We start from the raw sequence: 18,826 nt of genomic DNA on the forward strand, positions 1-18,826 counted from the left end.
ACTATGCCACCTCGCTTTCAATGGTGACAAAGTTCATGTTCGATGCCGTGCCCCCCATAAGCGGATCGGTGACGTATCGTGTCAGAAGTTGCGCGTCGCTTGCCCCCTTGCCGTACGCAAACTTCAAGCCTTTGGCATTGTGTCCGAAGCCGTGCACCATGTACGCGCAGTCAGGACGAATCCGTTCTGTTGCCTTCACTTTGATTTTGTTGCTGACGACGCCGTCTTGATTCTTCAGACGAACATAGTCGCCGCTCTTCACGCCGAACCGCTCAGCGACGGCGGCGTTGATCCAGATTTCATTCTCGCTCATCATATCCATCAGCACGCGATTCGATTGCGTACGGCTGAAGGAATGAACCGGAGCCCGGCCATATAACAAGCGGAGATATCCGGGCGGGCCGCTTGCAGGACGCGTGTACTTCGGCACCGGATCGAATCCGGCTTGTTGAAGTTGGAGTGAATAGAATTCAATCTTGCCGGAAGGCGTCGGGAACTCGGCCGGTACTCCTTCATCAAAGTAGATCGGCTGGTTTGATCCGCGGATAATCCCCTTCTGCTTCAATTCACTATAGCTCAGGCCGGCAGCTTTCAGGCGATATTCAAAGTACTCTTCGATATCGTTCCACGGATAGTAATGCCCAAGCCCGAGCTTCTCGGCAAGTTTCTTTGCCATCCACCAGTTCGGTTTTTGGTCGTGAGGGGATTCGACAACCGGCTGACGCAACGCAACGAACGGCTCGCGGAACCACTCCACATTCAAGTCATCAAAGCGTTCGAGGTACACCGATTCCGGCAACACGACATCAGCCCAGCCGGCAATCTCACTCGGAATCACGTCAATCACAACGAGCAGATCGAGATTCTGGATCGCTTTGATTGTTTCTTCTTCATTCGGCAGAGCGTGCAGGAGATTCGTTGCGTACACAAACCATCCCTTCACAGGATACGGCTTGCCGGTAATCGTCGCTTCGCGAATGCCGGTGGTAATCGTCTCGTGAGCGAACGGATACTTGTGGTCGGGATTGTCCACCTTCCCTTTTTCGGATTTGGGATATGGGGGATACGGATACGCAGGTACATCCATACTCACAGGAGTGTAGAACCCGCCTTTCCGTCCCCAACTGCCCAGCAGCGCGTTGAGCAATGCAATCGCCCGGCTCCGCTGCGCATCGTCGCCGTACCAGGTAACGTGCCTGCCCGGATGCACAAGAGTCGCAGGTTTGAAGCGCGCCATCTCACGCGCAGTTTCACGAATCACCTCGGGCTCGATGCCCGATTCGGGATACGCCCATTCGGGTGTGTACTGTTGGAGTGATGCAGCAAACTGATCGAATCCAAAACCATACTTCTGAACATATTCAACGTCGTACAATCTTTCGTTGACGATGACATTCATCCACGCCAGCAGAAGCGCGAGGTCAGTTCCGGGTTTGATGGGAAGATAATGTTTTGCCTTGCTTGCCGCGACGGAAAAACGCGGATCAACCACGATAATGCTCGCGCCGTTTTCGATTGCCTCGGCAAACTCCTGCACCTGTGTGTTGTGCATGTTTTCACCCAAATGACTGCCGATGAGAACAAGACATCTTGCATTCTTGATGTCCGTTCGTTCCGGCGAGCTGACATCTTCACCGAACGTCAAGCGGAACCCGACGTCACGCGGGCCGCGGCATTGGGCAAACGACGGCGCCGAGATGTTCGGCGTACCGAAGGCTTTGAGTGTATGCTTGAAGAAATTCCCGCCGATGCCGTGACTGAACAAAGCAACAGATTCGGGGCCGTGTTGGGCTTTGATCTTCTGCATCTTCTCTGCAATGTACATGAAAGCTTCATCCCACGTCACTTCAACCCACTCTTCTTTGCCGCGATTGCTTTTGCGGATGAGGGGCACCTTCAAGCGATCGGGATCGTAATGCGCTCCAACGCCTCCGGTGCCGCGGGGACATAGCCTGCCGTTACTCAGCGGATCGTTCGGGTTTCCTTCCACCTTCCACAACTGCCCGTCCTTCACATGGGCAATCGCGCCGCATTTCCAGAAGCAGATATCGCAATAAGTAGGAATCGTTTCAACGTCAGCGGCCGGCTTCTTCCTGTTCAGAAGCTGCGTACCTTTTAACACCGCTGTGCCTGCGGCTGCAACACCGATGGTTGCCCCGCTTATCTTCAAAAATCTTCGTCGTGATAGAGAGTTCATGGTAGTTGATGAGAGGCCGGTTTTACGTTCATTCTGCGGGTGCAACCTCGATGCCGAGTGTGTGCGTTACAATTGCCTGTTTAATCGCAGAGCAGCTTGCCACTTCGGTGTACACGGAACATTCCCTGCAATCGGCACTCCTGCATTCCCAGGATTTGCCTGAAACCATCCAACATGGCTTGTCGTGCTGATGAAATGCAGCGCATTGTTCCCGTTCATCGGGGGGACAATTGAGAATCTTCCAGCACGGAATAAGCGAAAGCAGCCGGCGAATGCCCGCTATGCTCACTTTGTCATGGTTGATCATTGTCCGGATGCAACGGATGCGTTCAACGTCATTTTGCGAGAACCGGCGATGCTTCGAACGTTTCCGGTAAGGAATAATCAATCCCTCCCGTTCATACATGCGAATGGTTGGAATGGAGATGCCGAGGATATCCGCCGCTTCACCGATTGTGTACAGCGTTGATGTAACGAACGGCCCGGCCGTGGCCATATTGATTGCGAGGCGGTCACTCATTGAAATTCTCCCTTCAGAATATCTGTCAATCATAAATGCAGATTTTGTGCCACGTAAAATCGGCAAAAAGAACAAGATTTCAGCCTTATCGAGCCACGTTGCTTCCCAGAAATGAAAAACCGTGGCTGCGTTTCTCAATCCTGAACATGACCGTGCTTGCCATATTTCATTCCCAGATATGAATGCCAAGCCGCGGACTTCTGAATATTGGAAGAACTATGCCTTTTCAGTACATTGACGCACATGAATCTGTCTTTGCAGAGAATATGACCAGAAAAACCATCGCCGTCATTTTCGGCACCCGCCCCGATACAATCAAGCTTGCCCCTGTGATTCAAGCGTTGCAACGGGAATCCTCCCGATTCCGTGTTGTAAAGATAGCCACGGCGCAGCATCGCAGCATGCTCGACCAGGTGCTTGATGTATTCAAGATCAGCCCTGATTATGATCTCAACATCATGCAAGAGAAACAGGCGCTTTCGGCGTTAACGGCGAAAACCCTTCAAGCCCTCGGCAATGTACTGGATGAAGTGCAACCGGATATGGTGCTTGTGCAGGGCGACACATCTACGACCTTTGCTGGAAGCCTCGCCGCGTTCTACCGGCAGATTTCGATCGGACACGTCGAGGCCGGGCTCCGCACGAATGACAAACTGCATCCGTTTCCCGAGGAGATGAACCGCAGACTTACCTCTTCGCTTGCCGACCTGCACTTCGCTCCAACAGAAACAGCGAAGAAAGCGCTGATCCGCGAAGGCATCAATCGTTCACACATTTTTGTTACCGGCAACACTGTGTTAGATGCGCTGCAACTGTCGGTCCGCGAGAGTTTCCGGTTCACTGTGCCGGCCTTGAATGAAATTGTGAAGCAACGGAAGAAGATTGTACTGGTGACCATGCACAGACGCGAAAACTGGGGAACTCCGATGCTGGGGGCATGCCGGGCAATCAGAAGGCTGGCGGAAATGAACGACGGCATCAGTATCGTTTTCCCGGTTCACCTCAATCCCGCAGTTCAGGAAGTCGTTGGGGCAACACTTACGGGTCTGCGAAACGTCCACCTCGTCAAACCGCTCGGCTACCTTGATTTTGTGAATCTGATGGCACAGTCGTATTTCATCATCACAGATTCAGGCGGCATTCAAGAGGAAGCCCCCGCACTCGGAAAACCAGTCCTTGTTTTGAGAACGGTAACTGAACGCCCGGAAGCAGTACAATTTGGAACGTCGAAGTTGGTTGGATTGGATGCAGAAAAGATCATCAGGGCAGGCGCCCGGCTGCTCAACAACAAAGGCGCTTACCAACACATGGCAACCGCGGTCAATCCGTACGGCGATGGGAAGGCCGCACAGAGAACGGTTGCCATTCTGAAGAACTATTTCGGATTTACGAAATCGGTTGTTAGAGAATTCCGTCCGCCAACCGCACACTCGCAAGGTTAGCAAATCAGTTCGCTGCAACTTCGACTTGCAATGCAGTCGTCTTCGACGATTCGATCCTGTACGAATGTGTCAGCTTCACGGCCTGACTGAGCATGGCCGAAACAGAGCAGTACTTCGTTGTTGAAAGCTCGATGGCTCGCTCAACGTCCGCAGGATTGATTTCTTCTCCGTAGAACACATACTCAAGGTGAATATCGGTAAACACCTGGGGGTGTTCCTCCCGTGCGTTGCCTGTAACGTGAACTTCAAACCCTTCCAACGGCACTCGCTTCTTCTTCAGAATGGGAATCACATCCATAGCCGTGCAGCCGCCAAGCGCAAACATCAGCAGTTCCTTCGGCGATGATGCTCCTTCGCTTCCGCCAAATGTCGGTCCGCCGTCCATCATCACCCAGTGTGCCGAATCCCCTTTTGCTGCAAGCGTTATGCCCTGAAGTTGTTTGACTATTGCTTTCTTCTTTGCCATTCAACTGCGTCCTTTCGTCGGTGCCTTTGTTTCATGAACTTGATCGGTGTTCGAATCTACCATCCAAAAATGCAGATTTCGTGCCACGAGAGATTCTCGAAAACGAGCCACATTGAGGCGTTTTCACGCTCTATTCCGACATTTGAGAGGTTGATTGTGATTGTTGAGAAAAACAAAACCCCGCCGGAGAGCGGGGTTCGGCTCTCGCATATGTGATGCGAAAGCTCTTCAATCGGGTCAGAGGATGATTGCGCTACATAATGTGCATCATGTTAATATCCGTCGGCGTGAATTTTCACTTTCCCTCTGAACGAGTAGAACAGATACGTGAAGTAGCCGAGAGCAATCACGATTCCAATCGACCACCAGATGAGGCCAACACCGAGTCCGTACTCGCCGGCTGCCGTATTGTACACGGTAAGACTGAGTTTCGGATCCGTCGATGCAGGAAGAACATTGGGAAACAATCCGAACGCCGTACTGGCAAGCATTCCGCCGATGAACGCCGCTGATGAAAGAAATGCTTTCGTATCCTGCTTCGTTCTGTTAAAATAAACCATGCCAACCATCCCAAGCAGGGCAATCACGGGAAAGAGGTAGCCCCAATGATGTTCCGAGTAGTTCGTCCAAATTTCGGGATGAATGGAAGAAGATGCAATGAGTGATGCGACGGAAAGAGCCAGCACGCCCCAAACGGCAAATGACGCAACGCGGCGTGAGCGTTCCTGTACAACGCCGGTCGTTTTCATTGCCAGATAATTCGCACCATGAACCTTGAGCGTCACCAGTCCGACCAAGCCCATCATCACGGTGAACCAATCGAGAATGCCTGCTTCAGGCTGGACGGTGAATGTCGTCCACAATGGTGAGAAGAAATAGCCTTCTTCGTTCAGCGGTACGCCGCGCACAACGTTGCCGAGCGCCGCGCCGAAGAAGATCGCCAGCAGAATGCTCCCGATGGCAAACACCGTGTCCCAGAATGTCTTCCACATCGGATGATGGACGTGGTGACGCAACTCGATGCCGAGCCCGCGCAGCATCAGGAGCCACAACACGATCATGAGGGGAAGATAGAAACCGCTGAAGCTTGAGGCATACAGCAGCGGAAAAGCGAAATATAGCGTTCCTCCGGCGGCAAGCAGCCAGACTTCGTTTCCATCCCACACCGGCCCGATAGCGCCGAGAACGGTCCGGCGCTCTTCATCGTTGCGGGCAACGTAGAGATGAAGAATGCCCGCCCCCAGATCGAAGCCGTCGAGAATCGTGTACATTGCGAGCATGAATGCAACGGCACAGAACCAGATGATTTCCATTCTAACAACCTTTCAGTGAGTTTCACCGCAGAAGCGCGAAGAAGGCCGGGTAAAATCAGTGGCTGTGATTCTTCAACGCCGCGTCCGGACCCGCGTTTATTGTTTTCACGACAAGAAGAAGAAACAACATTCCGATAACGAAGTACATTCCGGCAAAGCCGAGTAGCGTGAACAATGTGTTGCCGGCGGAAACTGTCGTCGAAGTTCCATCGACTGTCCTCATCAAGCCGTACACGAGCCACGGTTGTCTGCCGAGTTCTGCTGTCCACCAACCCGCTGTGTTGGCAATGTAGGGAAACGGGAATGCGAGCATCAATACCCACAGAAGTGGCCGCGCGGAAAAGAGCCTCCCCCTGCGCATCAGATACACCGACGCAAGCATGATGGCAATGAACAGGGTGCCGAGCCCGACCATGACATGATAGCTGTAGTACAGGAGCGGAATATTCGTGGGCCACTCATCTTCGGGGAACGCATCGAGTCCTTTCACTTCCGCTCCCCAATGCAAGTACGTCAGGAAGCTGAGCATCTTCGGCACATGCAGCGGGTTGTCGAGTTTCCGTCTTTCCATATCAGGCTGGCCGATAAGAACAAGCGGCGCCCCCTCCTGCGTTTCGAACAACCCTTCCATTGCCGCAAATGTCACCGGCTGATGGTTCAGTACATTCTTTACCTGTCCGTCGCCAGTCGGAAATGCAACAAGAATTGTCGAGATGATGCCGGCAATCACGCCTGTGCGGACGAAGATCTTTCCATATTCCTCGTTGCGATGTGCAAGCAAATAGAATGCGCCAACGGCAGCAACCGCAAATGATGCTGTGACAACCGAGCCAATCATCGTATGAGTGTATTGCCAGAGAATCCACGGATTGAACAGCAAGCCCCAGAAGCTTGTAAGTGCAACGCTGCCGTCAGCAGCAATCTCGTACGCGACGGGATGCTGCATCCACGCGTTAGTTGCAATAATGAAATACCCGGAAAGCCATGAACCTGCAAATACCATGAATGCCGAAAGGAAATGAAGCCGCGGGCCGAGCTTCTTTTCCCCGAAAAGAAATAATCCAAGAAAACTGGACTCAAGAAAGAAGGCAAACACCCCTTCCATGGCGAGCGTTTGGCCGATGACGCCGCCGGCAAATGTTGAGAAACGTGCCCAGTTTGTCCCGAACTGGAATTCCATTGGAATGCCAGTAACAACGCCAATAGCGAAGTTAATGGCGAAAATCTTTGCCCAGAAGCGGGCGCTGTTGTTGTAGAATTCGCTTCCTGTCTTGAGGGCAATCCCCTTCATTATCACAATGAGGAGGCCAAGGCCCATCGTAAGCTGCGGAAAGAGGTAGTGGAATGTGATGGTAAAAGCGAATTGAAGTCGATGAAGAAGGAGAGCATCTTCCATTACTCTGTAAACCTTTCAACCTATAAAGAAGTTTGTGGCCTGCCGAGAAGAAAAACAAAAACCCTGCCGTTACGAGCAGGGTTGGATTGCGGAATGCGTGCGCGTAACGGCGTCATGCCGTCGGCATTAACTCTTTACTAACACAACAACAATGGCGCTGCTGCCGACGGTAGTCGAAAGCGTCAGCAGATTGCCGTTAATGGACCATGTGCCGCCAAGAAAGAGTGTCGGAGGATTTACCGGCGTGCCGTTTTCCGTCGTTGCCGTCATGGTGATATTGTTCCCGGAAACCGCGAGTGTGCCTCCCTGCGTGTACACCACGGTGCTCGCTGCGTCCAACTCTTCGTATGTATAGGTTCCGTTTGCCGTCATAGTCACGCGTGCGCTCGCCGTTGTCGGCTCCCACTGAAGAACTGTCGCAAGATCTGTCGGTGCGCCGTTCACCGTCGCCGACTGTGCCGTCCAAACACCGACAAGTTGGGACGGAACGCCTGCGCCTCCGGTATTTGCCGGCGCGCTGTCCTTTTTGCATCCGCCGATGACAAGCAAAATGACAACACTCAAAGCAAGAACGCTGATCTTGTGCATACGTCATTCCTCCATGTGGTCTTTTTGTGATTGGAAGAATATACGAAGTGGTGTTATGGAATGCAAAAAATCCGCTTGCAAAGAAAGAAACTGAAAACCCCGCCACTCAGGTGACGGGGTTTGTCCCACCAATCCACAATCCGTAATCCCTATTTGCTCTTATTCGGATAGGGGGGAGGAGGGGGCAGTTTCACGGGCTTCCTTTGCAACTCTTCCTTGATGAGTTCAATGGCTTTGTTGAGCTGATCATCAATGCCGGAAAACTCGCGGGCCGGGTCGTTATCCACAACGATGTCGGGCTCGACTCCGGTTCCCTCCATCACCCACTCTTTCCCGTCAACGTCGTAGCGCGAGAATTCCGGCCTGTTCAGGTATCCTCCGTCAAGCAGCGGAAGAGAACCGCGAATGCCGACAACCCCGCCCCACGAACGCTTGCCGACGATCTTGCCCAAGCCGTATTTCCTGAACCGGTAGCCGACGATATCGCCGTCGCTGGCCGAGAATTCGTCAATCATCAACACCTTCGGACCCAGAATGGTTGTGGCCGGGTCGGGTATCGGCACCGAATTGCGTGCGATGCTGATCAAGGCAAGCTCGCGCCGCAACCGCTCGATAATCATCGGCGACACGTTACCGCCACCGTTGCCCCGTACATCAACCACCATTGCATCCTTGCGGACTTGCGGGTAGAAATATTTGACAAACTCGTTGAGCCCGTCAACTCCCATGTTCGGGATGTGGACATACCCCGCCTTGCCGTCCGTTGCCTTCGCAACCTTCTCGATATTCCCCTCCACCCAATTCAGATAGTACAGCGGACGTTCATCGGCCGTCGGTATGACAACGGTTGTACGCGCGCCGGCCTCACGCGGAGCTGCATTGAGCGTGAGCGTCACTTGTTTTCCTGCCTTGCCGACAAGCGCTTCGTACATGTCCTTCATTCCGTTGGTCGGCTTACCGTCGATGGCAATGATGTAATCACCTTCTCTCGCATCGACACCGATGTCGGTGAGAGGCGAGCGAAGCGATTTGTCCCAGTTTTGTCCTTTCAGAATTTTTGCAATGCGATAGTGTTTGGATGCTGCATCCCTTTCAATCTTGGCGCCGAGCAATCCAAGCTCGATGCGTTGCGGCTTCGGGAAGTCGCCGCCGCCGACATACGCATGGCCGACATTCAACTCTCCGATCATTTCGCCGATGATATACGTGAGATCAGTGCGATGATTGACGTACGGGAGCAGTTGCTTGTACGTATCTCGCATCTTCCCCCAATTTACGCCGTGAAGATTGGGATCGAACACGAAGTCACGCATCTGCCGCCAGCTTTCGTTGAAGATCTGATTCCATTCGGCGCGGCGATCAAGATGCACCTTCATGTCGCTGAGATTGAGTTTCTCTTTTGCATCGATCTTGCTCGAGGGCAGATCAATGATCGAGTACGAACCGCCCCCTCCTACCAGCATCTTCTTACCGTCGGCGGAAATTTCAAATCCGTTGAACTCGCCAAGCTCGGTCTCCTTCTGCTTGTCGAGATCGTACATCACCAATGCCGCTTTGTCTTGCTTCGTGCTGTTGCGGATATAGTAGAGCTTGTCGCCAACCGACTGAAGATTGCGGTAGGCTCCTGCAGAAACAGGCAACGCAGCAATGCGTGATTGCATTCCGTCAAGATCAACTTTGACCGTTACTTTCGGCGCATCCTTCTTCTCGTCCTTTTTGGCGTCAGGTTTCGCGGCTGGGACTTCCTCCTTTATTTTCACCTCGTCGCTCTTCGGAGCAAACGGCGACTTCGTTTCCTTCGCAAGAGTCAGAAAGTAGATCGTTGCCATATCGTTGTAAACGTGGTTCCACTCCGTGTTGCCGTAGCGCGGGTTGAATGTTCTGTCCGACACGAAAAAGAGATACTTGCCGTCAGAACTGAAGGCAGGCTGATACGAATCAAACCAGCCGTCCGTTAGAGCGTGGCTCTTGCCGGTCTCGACGGAATAGAGATACACGGTCGTCATCTGTTTCTCTTCCGGCTGTGCATACGCAATCCACCTGCTGTCGGGTGACCAACTGTAATCCGAATACTCCCAGATTCTCGCTTGAGCAACCGTTGTGACATTCTTCGAGGCGATATCGACGTACTGCAGACGGAGTTTCTTGTCGGCCCATAAAAGCTTCTTGCTGTCGGGCGACCAGTAGATTTGGTACTTGTACGTGTCTGCATTTCTTGTGAGTTGAGTTGGCTGGGCGTTGCCATCCTGCGGGGCTATGTAGATTTCGTCTTCGCCCGATGCGTCGGAGGCGTAGGCAATCCATTTACCGTCCGGCGACCACTTGGAGTTTCTTTCATGTACTCCGGACGTGCCGCTGATATTGCGAGTATTGCCATTCTTTGCAGGCACCGTAAACACATCACCCCGCGCCCCAAACAATGCACGGCTGCCGTCGGGAGAGATTTCGTAATTCGTAATCTCCTTGCTCACATCACGCCATCCGCCGCGACCGATACTAAAATCCTCCTGAAGAGAAATAGACACTTTCTCCGCCCGATCAGTCGCCAAATCCATTTTGTAGATGTAGCCGCCGTTCTCAAATACGATTGCGTTGTTGCCTAACGATGGCCACTTCACATCAAACTCGGTGAAGTTTGTGAGCTTCTTCGTTTCCTTGGTATTAAGATCGTGCACAAACAGATTCATTCTGCTGTCGCGGTCGGAGATGAAGTAGATCTTGTTCCCGCTCCACATAGGAATAATATCCTGTGCAGGATTGTTCGTGATGTTCGTGATGCGTTTCGTGTCGAAGTCGTAAACCCAGATATCGTCCGCTTGCCCGCCGCGATAGCGTTTCCAGGTTCTGAACTCGCGAAACACTCGGTTGTACGCCATCTTCTTCTTGTCGGGTGAGAATGAACAGAAGCCACCGCGGGGAACCGGAAGTTGTTCGGGAATGCCGCCATCAACGGAAGCGTAAAACAACTGTCCGATGAAATCATTCCGCTCGATCCGGCGCGAACGGTAAACAATAGTCTTGTCATCTTTCCACGTCATGACAATATTGTTCGGCCCCATACGGTCGGAAACATCGTCGCGGCCGAGTGTTGCGGTGTACGTGAGCCGTTGTGGAATGCCGCCATCCGCCGGCATTGTATACACTTCGGTGTTGCCGTCATACTGTCCGGTGAACGCAAGCCATTTGCCGTCAGGCGAGAAACGGGCGAACATTTCATAGCCGACATCGTTCGTCAGTTTGCGTGCGACGCCCCCTGTTGCCGCAACCGTGTACAAATCTCCGGCATAGGTGAATACAATCTGATTTCCGTGAATAGCAGGAAACCGAAGAAGCCGGGTTTCCTGGGAAACTGCAAGACCGCACAACATCATCAACACAAGAAAAATGTGAATGAAGCGATACATGACATCCCTTTCTGATTGGTGCGTGATTGATGAAATAACTTACAGAGAAATGAGGAAAGTTCATAGACCGGGTTGTATCTACAACGCAATACCCGATAAAATGTTGCACAGACATTGAAAGTATTCCAATCGATTGGTAATTTGAAGACAACATTATTCGCCGGCATGCCATGAAACCCGTCATTCGACTCGCGGCTGTTTTGTCTATCGTTCTTGGCCCCTCCACACTCGGCATTGCAACAAGTCCGATTGTCCCGTGGCAACACTATGTTGTCCACGGCACTGTGCAACGCGCACCGGGGCTATCAAAAGAGAATTTCACTTGTACTCTTGCGGGCAAGCTCGGCACAGGAGCCTACCAGCGTTTGCGCGGCGGAATACGCCCGGTGTCGATACCGGTAGCCATCACGGATTCGAGCGGAAGATTCTCCATCAGTGTTTCGGACGGAACGAAATATGATTCACTCGTTGTAATGGTCGTCCTGCCTGACCGCGACCCTGAATTCGGTGAGCCATTCTCCGTTGCGACGGCATCGGTGATACCGCAGTACATCGCAACTGACTACACCGACCCCTCCGGCTGCTCAGCGTGCAGAGCAACAGGCAAGACGACAGTGATTGATGGATACGTGTACAACCTTCCGGAGCAGACCGTCGTTCTGCCTTTTTAGTTCGTCTTTTTCCGTCTATTCACGTCGCTTGTATGTTTCAGAGCGGATAGGTATGTTAGGTCGGCAAAGGAATGCTCCAACAATCAGTTCCAGAAGATGAACTTCCCGCCCGAGTATCTCACGCATTTTGAGCACAGCAACTTCCTCGAATCGCCCGGCTACGATGATACGATGAAGTATTTTTCCCGGTTCGAACACACCGGGAAGGCGGAAGTATTTACGTTCGGCATGTCACCTCAGGGACGTGAACTGAAGTTCATTGTTATCGGAAAGGATGGAGACTTCACTCCACATGCGGCGCGGGCAAACGGCAAAGCCGTTGTGATGATTCAAAACGGCATTCACGCCGGAGAAATCGAAGGGAAGGACGCCTGCATGTTGATGATGCGCGAGATGCTGATCACCGGAGAACTCGCGCAACTGCTCGACCATCTCGTTCTCGTCATCATTCCCATTTTGAATGTTGACGGGCACGAGCGGACGAGTCAATTCAACCGCCCGAATCAAAACGGCCCGTCAACGATGGGATGGAGGACCACGAGTTGGAACCTGAATCTGAACCGCGACTACATGAAAGCCGATGCGCCGGAGATGAGAGCGTTGCTTCGCCTGTACCAGGACTGGCAACCGGATTTCACCATTGACAACCACACAACGGACGGCGCTGACTTCCAATACCACATCATGTTCGGGATGGAGAAGCACAAGAACGTTGATGCGGGACTTGCAGCGTGGGGACAAGAGCACCTGATGCCTTTCGTCACGGAACAAACGGAAGCGGCGGGCTTCCTCACCGGACCCTATTTTGAATTGCAGGGAGATGACATTCGCGAAGGTTTCAACGATTGGCCTGCGTTGCCGCGGTATTCGACGGGCTACGCAGCGGTGCACAACAGACTCTGCCTGCTTGTCGAAACCCATTCTCTCAAACCATTCAAGAATAGAGTTTACTCAACCAAGGCAATGAACGTTGCCACGCTTGAATTCATTCACACACACTACAACGTACTGCGTGACCTCAACTACTTTGCCGACTCTCACACAGTCCACGAGTTCCGACACGACCGGAAGCCTTTTCCGCTCGTCATCGAGGGATCTGACGAGTTTGAGATGTTCAGACTGAAGGGCTTTGAAACGACGGATGATGAAAGTGAGATTACCGGCTCTGCCGTCCCGCGATATAGCGCCGTCCCGACAGAATTCGACATTCCTTTCTACAACAAGTGCGAAGTGAAGGTGGAGGTGGATGTTCCCTTCGCGTATGCGATTCCGCGGGAGTTTTCTCATCTTGCAGATATTCTCCGGCTTCATGGCGTTGAAGTCCATGCAATGCGCGATGGAGAGACGCTGGAAGTCGAGCTGTACAAATTCATTGAGGTGGAATTCGCATCAAAGCCATACGAGGGAAGACAGCGGGTTGAATGCGGCGTTGACACATTCATTGAAACCGTGTTCCTCCCTCCCGGCACCTTCATCGTGTACACGCAACAGCGGACGCTTCGCTTGATCATGCATTTGCTCGAACCGCAAGGCCCCGATTCGTTTGTGAGCTGGGGATTCTTCAATGCTTTCTTCGAGCGGAAGGAATATGCTGAACCCTACATCATGGAGCCGATTGCGAAGAAGATGCTTGATGGAGACCCCGAATTGCGGAGAGAGTTTGAGGAGAAATTGGAGAAAGATGCAGAATTTGCCGCGGACCCCGCTGCACGACTGAATTTCTTCTATGAACGGTCGCCGTATTTTGACACATGCGAAAGAGTGTATCCCTTCATGCGAATTCCACACAAATCATAAACAACACGGAAACCGGTCATGCTCACACTCCTTTGCATCACCAGCTTTCATAAAGGCTTCGACTTCCTGCGCGAAGCAAAACGGCAGGGCGCCCGCATTATTCTCCTGACATCAAAAAGTCTGGAGCATGCCGAGTGGCCGAGGGAGAGTATCGACGACATCTATTATATCCCCGATGTCGACAAAGAATGGAACATGAACGACGTCATCAACGGCGTCAGCTTCATGGCCCGGACAGTGCATTTCGACAAAATCGTTGCGCTGGATGATTTTGACGTGGAGAAGGCGGCGGCATTGCGCGAACATCTCCGCATTCCCGGCATGGGGGATACGACTGCCCGGCACTTCCGCGACAAGCTGGCAATGCGGACAAAGGCTTCCCATGCCGGCATCCCTGTTCCGCCATTCGCTCACATGCTCAATTACGAGAGGATCCGGGCGTTTCTTGCAAGCGTTCAGCCCCCTTACGTTCTGAAACCGCGTTTGCAGGCCGGCGCGATCGGCATCAAGAAAATCCATCACGAACAGGAATTGTGGGATGCCCTGAACGCACTGGGCGACAAGCAATCTCTTTATCTGCTGGAGAAGTTCGTTCCGGGCGACATCTACCATGTTGATTCCATTATCTACAAGAAAAACATCCTCTTCTCCACCGTATGCAAATATGGCCGGCCCCCGATGGAAGTGGCACACGAAGGCCGCGTGTTCAGCACCCGGACGGTGTTACGCGAATCGCCCGACGATGAAACATTGAAGGCGCTTAACAAACTGACTCTGCAAAAATTCGGATTGGTGGAAGGTGTGTCCCACACGGAGTTTATCAAGAGTGATTCCGAAGGAAAATTCTATTTCCTGGAAACCTCCGCCCGGGTCGGTGGCGCGCATATCGCCGATTTGATAGAGGCGGCAACCGGCCTGAACCTGTGGGCGGAGTGGGCAAAGATCGAGTGCTCAACAGAGAAGGACTATGCCGTGCATCGGCAGAGACTTGACTATGCCGGATTGATTATTTCCCTTGCAAAACAGGAATGGCCCGATCTTTCGGCCTACAACGATCAGGAAGTTGTTTGGCGGTTGAATAAGAAGAACCACGCCGGAGTGATCGTCCGCTCACCCGACCCCCAACGCATTGAAGAACTGCTGGGCGTTTACACGCAGCGCTTCTACTTGGATTTCTTTGCCAGCGCGCCCGTGCGGGAAAAGGCAACAGAGTAACGGATGCCGGCCGGCATGGCACAACACCCGGTTAGACGCGGATGGATGCTAACACAATTTTGTCCGGCAAGGAACTCAGGGGAAAACCAAGGTGGATTACACTCTCAATCAACACGATCTTTCCTTCATCGGAAGGGAGAACAAGCGGATCGTCGAGCCGGGGGTTGTTCAAGGTTATGATTGACAAGAAATCGGCGGAGTTTCTGCTGGTTGACGGCGGTTTGCTCGGCACACAATAACCAACACTATTCTTTCATCGAACAGGAGTGTTCATGGCAACAAGTCCGGCGGCACCATTCGAAGCCAACAACGTATCGGGGCGGGATACGAATTATACGTTTGCGCTTTCCGTCCTTACCTCCCTCTTCTTTATGTGGGGATTCATCACCTGCCTCAATGATATTCTGATTCCCCACCTGAAGGCGGCATTCGGGTTGAACTACGTGCAAACGATGCTGATTCAGTTCACGTTCTTCACTGCGTACTTCATCGTATCGATTCCGTCGGGAGCTATTGTGGAGAAGGTCGGCTACAAACGCGGTATCGTGATCGGTTTAATGGTTGCGGGGATCGGATGCCTGTTGTTTTATCCCGCAGCGGCAACACGGGTGTACGGACTCTTCCTCGGCGCGCTCTTCGTCCTTGCCTCAGGCATTACGCTGTTGCAGGTAGCCGCGAATCCGTACGTCGCAATTCTCGGCTCACCGAAAACCGCTTCGGCACGGCTGAACATGACGCAGGCATTCAACTCGCTCGGCACAACGATCGCTCCCATTATCGGGTCGGCGCTGATTCTCTCCACCGCCGCGAAGAGTGCCGACCAAATCGCGCAGCTCACGCAGGATGAACAGATTGCCTACATGGCCGCCGAGGCATCGTCGGTGCAGGTTCCCTACATCGGACTCGCGGCGATTCTCTTCATCATCGCCGCCGTCTTTGCCATCATCAAGCTTCCTGAAATCGAAGCGTCCAACGCCGAAAGCTCGTCCGGCGGAACACATGACGGGTTGCATCACAGCGCGTGGGGCTACAGGCATCTCGTGCTCGGCGCCATCGGCATTTTCGTGTACGTCGGCGGCGAAGTCTCCATCGGCAGTTTTCTGGTCAACTATTTGAGTCAGGATTTCATCGCGGGCTTGCAGGAAGCGGAAGCGGGAAAGTACGTCTCGCTTTACTGGGGCGGCGCGATGATCGGGCGTTTCTTCGGGGCGATTACCCTTTCAGGTAAGATGACAACGCGTTCGTACATCTTGCTTGCGCTGATTCTCCCTCTCGCGCTTGTGCTGGGATACTACAATACAGAAAGTGTGAGTGATTCGTTGATCTACGTTGCATTCGCCGTTGTGAACCTCGCCGTCTTCCTCACAACGAAAGGAAATCCCGGCAGAACGCTGGCGATGCTCGCCTTCGGCGCGGCGGGTCTCGTCGTTGCCACCATGCTGTTGACCGGCGCGCCTGCAATGTGGACCGTGCTTGCCGTCGGCATGTTCAACTCCATCATGTTCCCGACAATCTTCACGCTCGCCATTGACGGATTAGGCAAGCATACGGGACAAGGTTCAGGCATTCTCTGCGCGGCAATTGTCGGCGGCGCGCTTGTGCCTCTCACGCAAGGCTTTTTTGCCGATCGCATTGGCATTCATCATGCATTCTTCCTCCCCGTTCTCTGCTATCTTTACATCGCATATTACGGGTTGAAGGGACACATACCAGCGTTCAGAAAGGCCCAAGATTAGCGAGTTGATGGGAACGGCAGGGAAAGATTGGCGACGATGTTGTCTGGTGGACGGCTTCAATTAGTTTTGAATGTGCCCCCAACCGGATTCGAACCGGTGTTACAGGCTTGAAAAGCCCGTGTCCTAGGCCTCTAGACGATGGGGGCGAAGCTCTTGTGTGACCCCGCCGCGACTCGAACGCGGAACCTACAGCTTAGAAGGCTGTTGCTCTATCCAATTGAGCTACGGGGCCGGTTTCAGAACACAACGACGGTCAAATTGCCACACAATATAAGTCTTTTGTGATATTCATGCAATGTGCAGAAGAAGCAAGAAATCCATGCCTCCGGGAAATCCGCCAGACAAGTTCCCGAAACCTACTCGTCAACAAGAATGCCACGAGATTCAAGTTCCTTCCGCAGCAAACCCACAATTCTCGCTGTCAGTTCCGGGTTGCGAGGGTGGACATGCCTCGATTCTATCCAGATGATGTTCTTTGGTTCGTATGCGGCTGCGTACAATAGCTCGACATTCTCCCTCGGTATCTGTTCGTCATCCGTTCCGTTGATCATGAGAAGAGTAACGGGAGAGATCCGTTCAACGTACCGCATCGGTTCAATTGGACGCAACAGCAAACCTCCGAGCGACCCGACGAACTCACTCATCAATGCCCCTTCGTAACGCCTCACGTTGTGCCTGATAAGCGTGCGCAAATCTCCGCCACCGTACACCATTGCCACAGCTGCGGCACGTCTGTCATGGGCGAGAATGCAAGGCACAAACGGCGCACCGAAGCTGTACCCGACAATCACAAGCTTCGACGTATCAACATCACTTCGCGTGAAGAGATAGTCCGTTAGAAGCATCACCGAAGGAATCATATCGAGTAACGCCCTGCGAATCGCCGGGACGTCGGTAACGAACTCGGTTACGGTGTATTTCTCCCGCGGCTCATAACGGTAGTCCGGTGCAGCAATGATTACGTCGTTAATATCAAGGGCGTAATCTACAGCGTGTTTTCCGGTGGCTTTTCCTCCCAGCAGGATGATGGCCGGATATCGCTTCCCCTTTTCGCGCGGGACCAACAATCCGCATTCCACGATGAGGCCGTCAGCATTCGCTATCTTCAGCCAAGATTTGTCGGAAACAGAATCCCCTTCTGCGGGAATACTTGTGGCATGAGCAAATGTTCCCCGCTGCTCGACGAAGTAGTCCGCATAATCTTTCAGATACAAATATGCAATCCCCGACGACAGTACGAGGATTCCAACCACCAGAAGCTTGAGAACCTTCTTCACGATAGATTCGCCTCACCGATGATTTGTGTCAACCTGCTGCGATGGGTGATCCTCCAGCTAATTCAATCACACTTCCAGTCACAAATCGTGCTCCCTCGGAACAAAGATAGTGTACCGCTTCGGCAACATCTTGCGGTTGAGCATGCACACGTCGCTTCCATGCCGCTGCCTGTTTTGTCGAATCGACTGCTTGCCGCAGTGTCGCGTGGGGAATATGTCCCGGCGCAATGATGTTGCAGGTAATGCCGTTTTCGATTTCCGACTTTGCAAGTGATTTGATGAGAGCATTGCGGGCGGATTTGCCAAGATTGTAGTCATAGGGTGGCCTTTCCGTATGATCGACTCCTGCAAGTGTAACGGCCACAATACGTCCGGAGTGTTCACGCCGCATGTGCGGGAGTGTGTGTTTAATACAGTAGAACAGCCCGTCTATTTCAGCTTTGACGACAGACCTCCAATGGTCACGCTCGATATCGGTGATATCCGTGGGGACGTAATCGCCACCGTGGTTGCAGACAAGAAAATCAATCTTGCCATACAGCGTAATGATTCCTTCAATCATTGCCTGCACCTCATCCTCTTCACGCATATCCGCCTTGAAGGCATAGCCCTTTCCGCCGAGCGCCCGCAGCTCCTGCAACACTTTCTCCGCGGCATGGGCGTTGTTGGGATGTCCGGTTCCGTAATTGAGAACAACTTTGGCACCTTCGCGCGCAAACGTGAACGCTATGCTGCGTCCCATACCTTCACCCGTACTGCCTGTCACCAAAGCGACTTTGTCTTTGAAAATCTGCATTGAGGTTC

The 18,826-nt window shown here is 52.8% G+C and carries 14 protein-coding genes, 2 tRNA genes and 2 pseudogenes; 7 read left to right on the top strand and 11 right to left on the bottom strand.

Annotation, left to right across the window (positions count from 1 at the left end):
- Position 1 precedes the first annotated feature (1 nt).
- Together KF749_07865 and KF749_07870 are read right to left on the bottom strand one after the other, a co-directional pair.
- Positions 2-2,197 carry a molybdopterin-dependent oxidoreductase gene (locus tag KF749_07865; GenBank protein ID MBX2991071.1) on the bottom strand — a complete coding sequence of 732 codons (2,196 nt, stop codon included), beginning with the start codon at positions 2,195-2,197 and terminating at the stop codon, positions 2-4.
- A gap of 28 nt (positions 2,198-2,225) precedes the next feature.
- Entirely contained in the window at positions 2,226-2,693 is a 468-nt protein-coding gene (locus KF749_07870; protein MBX2991072.1) for a MerR family transcriptional regulator, read from the bottom strand.
- Between the two features lie 290 nt (positions 2,694-2,983).
- On the opposite strand from KF749_07870, the gene wecB reads away from it, so the two are divergent.
- Positions 2,984-4,159, top strand: coding sequence for a UDP-N-acetylglucosamine 2-epimerase (non-hydrolyzing) (gene wecB, locus KF749_07875; protein MBX2991073.1), 1,176 nt, complete (start codon positions 2,984-2,986; stop codon positions 4,157-4,159).
- A gap of 4 nt (positions 4,160-4,163) precedes the next feature.
- Here wecB and KF749_07880 read toward each other — a convergent pair whose 3' ends face one another.
- From KF749_07880 to KF749_07900, 5 genes are all read right to left on the bottom strand, one after another.
- Complete coding sequence (locus KF749_07880; protein ID MBX2991074.1) at positions 4,164-4,625, bottom strand: OsmC family protein; 462 nt, start codon at positions 4,623-4,625, stop codon at positions 4,164-4,166.
- A gap of 272 nt (positions 4,626-4,897) precedes the next feature.
- A complete protein-coding gene (cydB, locus tag KF749_07885; GenBank protein MBX2991075.1) occupies positions 4,898-5,938 on the bottom strand; it encodes a cytochrome d ubiquinol oxidase subunit II in 1,041 nt (346 codons plus the stop codon).
- Positions 5,939-5,993: 55 nt separating this feature from the next.
- Positions 5,994-7,334, bottom strand: coding sequence for a cytochrome ubiquinol oxidase subunit I (locus KF749_07890; protein ID MBX2991076.1), 1,341 nt, complete (start codon positions 7,332-7,334; stop codon positions 5,994-5,996).
- Between the two features lie 126 nt (positions 7,335-7,460).
- A complete protein-coding gene (locus KF749_07895) occupies positions 7,461-7,922 on the bottom strand; it encodes a hypothetical protein (GenBank protein MBX2991077.1) in 462 nt (153 codons plus the stop codon).
- 149 nt (positions 7,923-8,071) lie between these two features.
- Positions 8,072-11,326 carry a PD40 domain-containing protein gene (locus KF749_07900; protein ID MBX2991078.1) on the bottom strand — a complete coding sequence of 1,085 codons (3,255 nt, stop codon included), beginning with the start codon at positions 11,324-11,326 and terminating at the stop codon, positions 8,072-8,074.
- A 170-nt stretch (positions 11,327-11,496) separates the two neighbouring features.
- Between KF749_07900 and KF749_07905 the strand changes: the two genes are divergently transcribed.
- From KF749_07905 to KF749_07930, 6 genes and pseudogenes are all read left to right on the top strand, one after another.
- Positions 11,497-11,997 (top strand): hypothetical protein, encoded by a 501-nt coding sequence (locus KF749_07905; GenBank protein MBX2991079.1) that lies wholly within the window; start codon positions 11,497-11,499, stop codon positions 11,995-11,997.
- Between the two features lie 96 nt (positions 11,998-12,093).
- Positions 12,094-13,794 (top strand): M14 family metallopeptidase, encoded by a 1,701-nt coding sequence (locus KF749_07910; GenBank protein MBX2991080.1) that lies wholly within the window; start codon positions 12,094-12,096, stop codon positions 13,792-13,794.
- Between the two features lie 18 nt (positions 13,795-13,812).
- Positions 13,813-15,009, top strand: a complete 1,197-nt coding sequence (locus KF749_07915) for an ATP-grasp domain-containing protein (protein MBX2991081.1) — start codon at positions 13,813-13,815, stop codon at positions 15,007-15,009.
- A 41-nt stretch (positions 15,010-15,050) separates the two neighbouring features.
- Complete coding sequence (locus KF749_07920; GenBank protein ID MBX2991082.1) at positions 15,051-15,248, top strand: hypothetical protein; 198 nt, start codon at positions 15,051-15,053, stop codon at positions 15,246-15,248.
- A 33-nt stretch (positions 15,249-15,281) separates the two neighbouring features.
- A pseudogene (locus tag KF749_07925) lies at positions 15,282-16,220 on the top strand (sugar MFS transporter).
- Between the two features lie 246 nt (positions 16,221-16,466).
- Positions 16,467-16,745: pseudogene (locus KF749_07930) on the top strand (glucose/galactose MFS transporter).
- Positions 16,746-16,818: 73 nt separating this feature from the next.
- On the opposite strand, the gene KF749_07935 reads toward KF749_07930, so the two are convergent.
- From KF749_07935 to KF749_07950, 4 genes are all read right to left on the bottom strand, one after another.
- A tRNA-Glu gene (locus KF749_07935) sits at positions 16,819-16,891 on the bottom strand.
- A 12-nt stretch (positions 16,892-16,903) separates the two neighbouring features.
- Positions 16,904-16,977: transfer RNA gene (locus KF749_07940), tRNA-Arg, on the bottom strand.
- Between the two features lie 124 nt (positions 16,978-17,101).
- Complete coding sequence (locus tag KF749_07945) at positions 17,102-18,022, bottom strand: dienelactone hydrolase family protein (protein ID MBX2991083.1); 921 nt, start codon at positions 18,020-18,022, stop codon at positions 17,102-17,104.
- 28 nt (positions 18,023-18,050) lie between these two features.
- A complete protein-coding gene (locus tag KF749_07950; GenBank protein ID MBX2991084.1) occupies positions 18,051-18,818 on the bottom strand; it encodes an SDR family oxidoreductase in 768 nt (255 codons plus the stop codon).
- Positions 18,819-18,826: the final 8 nt, after the last annotated feature.

Source organism: Bacteroidota bacterium, from assembly GCA_019637975.1.
Classification (GTDB): Bacteria; Bacteroidota; Ignavibacteria; order UBA10030; family UBA6906; genus CAADGV01.